Here is a 7,387-nt window from a genome sequence, read left to right as displayed (position 1 = left end):
CCATCAAACCTTTGTGATATCACTGCACCCAAATACCCCCCTAAAGCAAAACCTAACATTAAAATAAATGCATATACCCATACTACTTTACCGCTAAAAATCAAAACCAAACCTGAAGTTATGTTTATAAAAAGAGATAATACATTTTTTATGCCATTTGCAGTGTGTATATCGTCAATGCCGGCAATCCCTAAGGTAGCCAGCATCAAAATACCTATACCCGCAGCAAAATATCCACCGTACAAAGAAGTAAGAAACTGAAGTACAAAAACTATTACTAAAGAAGTCTTTTTCTTATCTGCACCTTCTTCTAAAGTAAATCTATGGATTTTATCATTTAATGCTAAAATCACAGTAGCAAATAAAACTAAAAAAGGCACAATAAAAGCAAAGACTTTGTGAGGAGTTATCATAAGAAAATAAGCCCCTAAAGTGCCTCCGAGTAAAGAAGGCAATGTTAAAAACTTTAAAAGTTCTTTCGCATGATACAGTCTTTCTTTAAAGCCCCATGCACCTGTGACAGAACCGGTCCAAAGAGCAACAGTATTTGTTACATTGGCAGATAGAGGATTTACACCAACCCATACGAGGGCTGGAAAAGTTATTAAAGTCCCCCCTCCTGCTATTGAATTAGTAGCCCCTGCCAAAACAGAGGCTACCAAAATTATCAGGTAGTTCTTCATCAGATAATCTCCCCAAATTCATCAAATTTAAATCTATAGGCTCTTGGCAGTAAATCTTTTTCAGGATCCTTATATCCAATTGCTATTATCATCGGTACATACATATACTTATCAATATTTAAAAATTCTTTTAGCCTATCCTCATCAAAGCCGTCCATAGGATGAGTTTCAAGGCCATAAACTCTTGCAGCAATCATTATGTTCATCGCAAAAAGAGCTGAGTCTCTTATAGCCTTTCTTTTAGCCTGTTCTTCATTCTGCCAAACTGATAAAATTCTTTCTTTTGATGCCTCTTTTCTCTCTTTTTTCATATATCCAAGTTCAATAGAGCTGTCTAAAACTCTGTCTATATTCTCTAATGCCGCCTTAGGATTTGCTATTATTACAATTACAGCAGGGGCATCTTCTACTTTTTGTTGGTTAAAACAGATTTCTTTGAGAATTTTCTTTTTTTCTTTGTCCTTTATAACTTTTACCTCCCAAGGCTGAAGATTATTAGCCGAAGGCGCTGTAGCAGCTACCTCAAGGACTTCTTTTATAAGGTCATAGGATATTTCTTTTGTCGTGTCAAAAAATGTGATAGACCTTCTCTCTGTTATAAGTTTCTGGCATTCTTTCATACTTATACACTCTCCTTTTTTAATTCAGAATTACAAAACTAACCCAAAAATGGTATGCCCAGTTTTTAAAAAATGCCGATAATAGATTTATATTCTCCATAAAAGTATGAAATCCTTCCTGCCTTTTTAAAAAAAGCTTTAGAACAAGCTCTTTTGAGTTATAATCGAAATAACAACGAATTTTTGCATATTTCATATTTTTAATTTGTTTACTTTTTCATCCCTCAAACGTCTTTATTAATGAAAAGTTATAAGGAGGAGGAGTTAATGTGGCAGGATTTGTACAAAGCTGCATTCTATTATTTACTTAAATTGGGTGTACCACAGGCTGACGCTGAAGACATAGCTCAAGAAGCTCTGCTTTCCACATACTTGAATTTAGACGGCATTCAAGAGGGAAAGCTAAAAGCTTATGTTTTGACTGCGGCGCGAAACAAATACACTGATTTTTTGCGCAAAACCAAAAAAGATGTGACAGTTTCTATTATAGATGCCTTTCCTCAAAGTACCTTTTCAGAGTTTCAACAGTTTGAAAATAAAGAAGTAATAAAAAAAGCAGTTAATAGGCTTACTCTCAATGAGCAAAAGCTCTTTTACCTTAAATTCATATTAGAAATGTCAAATGAAGAAATTTCCTCTTACTTAAAAACCAATTCCAATACAGTAAAGACAATGGTATGGAGACTAAGGAAAAAATTAAAAGAATATTTAAAAGAGGAGGAGAAAAGTTAAATGGGATCAGATTTAAATAAACCAATAAGCGATATATCTTTTGACGAAAAAGCTTTTTTGCGCAAAGCTCGTTTTAAAAGCATACTTCGCATAATAATAATTTCTTTAATTATCGCCATAGGTGTTTTTGTATTAACCTTCATAATTCCCGAAATGATGCTACAGAATCAAGAAAACCGTATAAATAGCTTTTATCCGGATATTGTTAAATTTACTGAGCCTAATACCATTGCAATTGCAGGAGAAAGTTATGATGTTAGACTATTTGGGCGACAAAAAGAATATTATCTCCTAAGGTTAATAGGAAATAAACCTTATCCTGCTGGAATAATGATAGTTGATTTTGATTTTTGGGGAGGAGAACAAATTAAAGGTGACAAATCTTTTTGTGTTATCGAAACTGACCAAGCCATACCAGAAGGTACAAAAGAATACCTTGCTCCTTATGCCGTGCCAAAATTAAAATTTTACAATCCCGCAGTAAAATACGATAAAGTTATAAGAGAGTTTGATGTACTAAAAAATATACCTAACGATAATCTCGTTGAAATGGCTTTATCTTTTGACAGGCCTTTAACCCTCAGCGAAATTAAAACTATTATACCTGAGGATTTAAAGCTAATGTGGGGTGCTGTTTTGGTTTTTGAAGAAAACGACTATAAAGAAAAAAACTACCTTGCGGAAAGATTGGTTGGAAACCCCTATATTGACAGCCGTGATGGCGAAAAAGAATTTTTAAAACAGCTGGAACAACTCAGTAATTTGCAAAGTTATTCTTCGACAAATCTAAAAAGAACAGTAAGTTTTTTAAAGGAAAAGGGCATAAAATACTACGGAGTTGTAGTGGTGGGACATCCTGAATCCTTACAAAAGTTGTCCTCTAATTCAATTATAAGGGGAGCAGTTTTAGGTATAGTTACAACTCCTTATTAACTCAATCGAGTACATCCTTTTCCTTAAACCATCGCATACCTGCGAAAGTTAATATAACAAAAATCAAAGGTCCTGCTACAAAGGGAAAAAGGCGGTTGTTCTATTATATCACCGCCTGTTTTCCTTTTTCTAGTGACTCAATTATATAATGGCTTTTCTTGTACTATAAGGGAACTTTTTATCAATTTTCCCCTCTTATATAGTAGAGGGAGCTCCCAAAGAAGAGGTGACAAGATATTGGATATAACAGATATTATCAAAAAAGTACAAAAAGGCGATTTTGAAGCTTTTGAACATGTTATGAAATTTGTAGGCCCAAAAGCATTAAAAACCGCATATCTTATCACCGGCAACAAACACATAGCAGAAGAATGTGTACAAGAAGCATTTTTTCAGTGCTACCAGAAAATTTATCAGCTTAAAAACCCTCAAGCGTTTGAAAACTGGTTTTACAGGATTTTAACAAGGATATGCTATGACTATATAAAAAAGAATAAAAACAATTTTTCATTAGAAGCCTTGAAAGAAGCAGGACAAGACTTTCACTCAGAAAAAGATGATACAGAAGAAATTTATGAAGAAAAAGAGTTAAAAAAGTTACTCATTGACAGTTTATATACATTAGACCCCCACTACCGCACAATAATAATTTTAAAGTATTATCAAGAGTTTTCAATAAAAGAAATTGCAAAAATAATGAAATTACCTGAAGGAACTGTAAAATCAAGGCTTCACAGAGGAATAAAAAAATTAGAAGAAAAGCTAAAAGAGTCTCATTTAAATTTCTACAGGCCTGTAGGTAATCCTCAATTACAAGGAGGAATCAAAGATGAATAAAAAAGAAGAATTAGAAATCCTACTTAGCCAAACTCTAAAAGAAAAGACAGAAGAAATTCAGTTTAAAGATAACCTAATTCTAAATGTAAAAGAAAGAATACTACTAAATAAAAAAGGAGGAGATATTGTAATGAGATTAAAAACTATGCCTTTATGGAAAAAAGCTGTTGCAGCAGTTGTCATTGCTGCTTTAACATTAGGAATTACCTTAGGAGTATCACCTTCAGCAAAAGCAATAGCCAGTGATGCCCTCCTAAAATTAGGAGTAATAACTATGAAAGTGGTAGAAGAAGGAAAAGACTTCATAGTATTAAAAGGCACAGACGACAAGGGTAATGAAGTAGGTATGAGTATAAGAAAATTTGATGGCAATAACTCTGAAGAGATAGCTATAAAAGGACATACACAAAAATTTTCATCATTAGAGGAAGCTGAAAAATATTTAGGTATGCAAATAAAACTTCCCTCCTACCTTCCTGAAGGATACAAGCTGCATGGCATGCTTGGAGATAAGGGAGATAAAGGTGTGAGCAAATACTTTTTAGCAACCTTCATAAATGAACAAAACAATCAATTAAAAACAATATGGCTTCGTATAGATCCTTTACTTCCTGCGTTTACAAATATTGCAAGGAATGCGGAAAAAGTTGATATAAATGGCACTACTGGCTATTGGATAGAAAAAGAAGTTATTACTTTTTCATCTGATGAAAATTCTGATAAGAAAATGAGTGAAAAATTAGAAACAGCAAAGCGTTATGAATTGTACTGGCAGGTTAATGGTCTAACATATCACTTAAGCGGTCAGGACCTCACAAAAGAAGAAGCAGTGAAAATGGCAGAATCAATAAGATAAAAATTATCTGCCTGGAAAGCTTATAAAAAGCTTTCTAGGCAGTTTATTTCATCAAAATTTATTTTTTACGGAACATTTAATGATGTAATTCGTCTAACTTAGTAGAAGATCACAAGAAAGGGTGATACTTATCATGGAAATTTTAAAACTAAAAAAGCTTTTTACAACAATACTCAGCATCACAATATTCATTGCAATGTTAATGAATACAACAGGATGTTCTTTTTTTTCCCTCAAAAGTTCGAGCTGCAAATTTGATAGAAGGAATAAATAAAAATCCAGTAAGTGAAAAAAACATAGATGAAAAGTTTATAAATAATACAGCTGATTTCTCAATTGAGCTTTTTAAAAAATCAACTAATGATAAGAAAAATTCTTTAATCTCTCCGCTTTCAGTAATGCTAGCACTAGCCATGACAGCAAATGGAGCAGATAATGAAACTCTTTCACAAATGGAAAAAGTACTAGGAAGAGACATTTCAATTGAAGAATTAAACAAATACCTCTATACGTATACGAAAAAGCTTCCCAATGAAGAAAAATCAAAATTAACCATCGCCAATTCAATATGGTTCAAAGAAAATAATTTTATACCCTCTAAAGATTTTCTTCAGATAATTGCAGATTACTATAAAGCCGATATTTTTAAAGCTGCATTTGACAGCAGCACAGTAAGTGACATAAACAACTGGGTAAAATCGAAAACAAATGGAATGATTGACAAAATATTAAACAAAATTGACCCGGAAGACGTCATGTATCTGATTAATGCTGTAGCTTTTGATGCAGAATGGGAGACAGTATACGAAAAAGCCGGTGTACATGAAGATATATTCACTGATGTACATGGAAACAGACAAAAAGTTGAATTTATGAACTCAGAAGAAAACCTGTACATTGAAGAAGAGAATGCAGTCGGCTTTGTTAAACCCTACGCTAAGAACCATTATAGTTTTGTGGCTATTCTCCCTGATGAAAACATTTCTGTAAACGAATATATAAAAACATTGACAGGCCAAAAATTTATAGATTTAATAAAAAACGCCAAAATAACTCTTGTACGTGCTTTTCTTCCAAAATTTAAATACGAATATACAATTAAAATGAATGAAACCCTAGAATCCCTTGGTATGACTGATGCTTTCTTGCCAGACAAGGCTGATTTTAGTAAGCTTGGAAAGTCAGACATTGGCAATTTGTATATTTCAGAAGTGCTGCATAAAACTTTTATATCAGTAGACGAGCTGGGCACAAAAGCCGGTGCTGTAACATCCGTTGACATAAAAACCAGTGGCATGCCAGTAAATTCCAAACTAGTAAAGTTAAACAGACCTTTCATATTTGCGATAATTGACAACAGTACAAATCTTCCAATATTTATCGGAACGGTTCTAAGCTTGAAATAAAGGGTCAGCATTGTCTGACTCTTTATTTGTAATCAAAATATTTTTCAGAAAAGTCCTCTTTATTCCATTTATGGTCTTTTTCTATTTGCTTTTCTGTTAAGTTAAAGTAGGTATACATCACTTTATCTCCTCTGTCAGGAACTGGGTCATCCCACGTGACATCAATATACCTTACTTTACCATCAATCCTCACCATATTCCAGGCATGAGGAACCTCTTTTCCATTGCGTATTCCAGTTCCAGAAACCCCAATGCTATCCAACCCTGCTAATCGCCCCAGCAAATTAAAAGCAGCAGTATAACCCTGGCACACTCCTACCCCTTTAACCAATACTCCATATGCTGTAAATGACTCGAGTGGAATTGTCCCATTTATATAGTTTTTGTAATCATATTTTGTATGTTTAACGATATAGTCGTGTATCGCTTTTGCTTTTTGTAAATCTGTCATTTTAGAACTTATAATCTTTGAAATTATTTCTCTAGCCTTTGCCTCTGTCTCTGCTTTCATCTCTTTTACTTTGTCTAATGGATAGAAATAATTGAAAGCAATCGTAATTTTATAAGAATTATTTTTATAAGTTGAAGCTGAAATACTCCATTTATCAGCATATGCAAGTTCTGGATGATGGGATAAAATCAACTTGGCAATTTCAGATGTCTTACCCAGTACATCATCTATAGAACAATTTGAACCACAAAAGGAAGGACTTACGACAAAACTCACATCGCTTGCCGTATTTTCTAAGCTATTTTTAATGAGAACATACATATCTTTTTCATTAGTAACCTCCAGCAAAGGGTTAACGTACGCTCCGCCAAGAGAATCTTTTAAAGAAGGCTTTTCATCAGTTTCTTTTTTAACTCTAAAGTCAATTATAAGACGCCCATTATCCCATATTATCCTATTTTTAAAATTTGATTCTAAATAAGACAGAAAACTTCCAACAAGTTTTGAATCACTCATTCTTTGCTCTATTAAAGAGACTTTTTCTTCAAAAGCAGTAATCAAAGGGCTTGTACTCGAGTTAAAAAATATGACAAAAACTATTACTGCAGTCAATATAAGCCAAAAAATATTTTTCCTCAAATTGTATACCCCCTGTTATGCGGGCTTAAATCTAATTTTACCCTCTATTCAATTATACCACACAAACAAAACTCATGAATAAATTTATAAAAAAGGGCACAAATTATTGACTAAAGCTTGTTTTATATGCTATAATAAAAATCGCGCAGGGGAGTAGCTCAACTGGTAGAGCAACGGTCTCCAAAACCGTGGGCTGCGGGTTCAAGTCCTGTCTCCCCTGCCATTATTGT

8 protein-coding genes and 1 tRNA gene are annotated in these 7,387 nt (G+C 33.4%); 6 read left to right on the top strand and 3 right to left on the bottom strand.

Features of this window, described 5'->3' with window-relative positions:
- Together ACPLVE_RS10675 and ACPLVE_RS10670 are read right to left on the bottom strand one after the other, a co-directional pair.
- On the bottom strand, window positions 1-683 hold a 683-nt coding region (locus ACPLVE_RS10675; RefSeq protein WP_424611533.1), incomplete at its 3' end, for a sulfite exporter TauE/SafE family protein.
- Window positions 683-1,303, bottom strand: coding sequence for a nitroreductase family protein (locus tag ACPLVE_RS10670; protein WP_424611532.1), 621 nt, complete (start codon window positions 1,301-1,303; stop codon window positions 683-685). The genes ACPLVE_RS10670 and ACPLVE_RS10675, both read right to left, overlap by 1 nt.
- A gap of 267 nt (window positions 1,304-1,570) precedes the next feature.
- Between ACPLVE_RS10670 and ACPLVE_RS10665 the strand changes: the two genes are divergently transcribed.
- From ACPLVE_RS10665 to ACPLVE_RS10645, 5 genes are all read left to right on the top strand, one after another.
- A complete protein-coding gene (locus tag ACPLVE_RS10665) occupies window positions 1,571-2,035 on the top strand; it encodes an RNA polymerase sigma factor (RefSeq protein WP_424611531.1) in 465 nt (154 codons plus the stop codon).
- Complete coding sequence (locus tag ACPLVE_RS10660; protein ID WP_424611530.1) at window positions 2,036-2,968, top strand: sigma factor regulator N-terminal domain-containing protein; 933 nt, start codon at window positions 2,036-2,038, stop codon at window positions 2,966-2,968.
- Window positions 2,969-3,205: 237 nt separating this feature from the next.
- Window positions 3,206-3,805, top strand: a complete 600-nt coding sequence (locus ACPLVE_RS10655) for an RNA polymerase sigma factor (RefSeq protein WP_424611529.1) — start codon at window positions 3,206-3,208, stop codon at window positions 3,803-3,805.
- Window positions 3,798-4,661 (top strand): DUF4367 domain-containing protein, encoded by an 864-nt coding sequence (locus ACPLVE_RS10650; protein WP_424611528.1) that lies wholly within the window; start codon window positions 3,798-3,800, stop codon window positions 4,659-4,661. Before ACPLVE_RS10655 ends, ACPLVE_RS10650 begins: the two co-directional genes overlap by 8 nt.
- Before the next feature lie 254 nt (window positions 4,662-4,915).
- Window positions 4,916-6,067 (top strand): serpin family protein, encoded by a 1,152-nt coding sequence (locus ACPLVE_RS10645; protein WP_424611527.1) that lies wholly within the window; start codon window positions 4,916-4,918, stop codon window positions 6,065-6,067.
- A 22-nt stretch (window positions 6,068-6,089) separates the two neighbouring features.
- Here the strand turns inward: ACPLVE_RS10645 and ACPLVE_RS10640 are convergent, their stop codons facing one another.
- The gene (locus ACPLVE_RS10640; protein WP_424611526.1) at window positions 6,090-7,157 is read right to left on the bottom strand and encodes a transglutaminase domain-containing protein; all 1,068 of its coding nucleotides are present in this window, start codon (window positions 7,155-7,157) and stop codon (window positions 6,090-6,092) included.
- A 147-nt stretch (window positions 7,158-7,304) separates the two neighbouring features.
- On the opposite strand from ACPLVE_RS10640, the gene ACPLVE_RS10635 reads away from it, so the two are divergent.
- A tRNA-Trp gene (locus ACPLVE_RS10635) sits at window positions 7,305-7,380 on the top strand.
- The last annotated feature ends 7 nt before the right edge of the window (window positions 7,381-7,387 follow it).

This window comes from Caldanaerobacter sp. (genome assembly GCF_049701115.1).
In the GTDB taxonomy this organism is placed as follows: Bacteria; Bacillota; Thermoanaerobacteria; order Thermoanaerobacterales; family Thermoanaerobacteraceae; genus Thermoanaerobacter.
The sequence above is the reverse complement of the archived record's forward strand: the minus strand, read 5'-3'. Positions and strand labels throughout refer to the sequence as shown.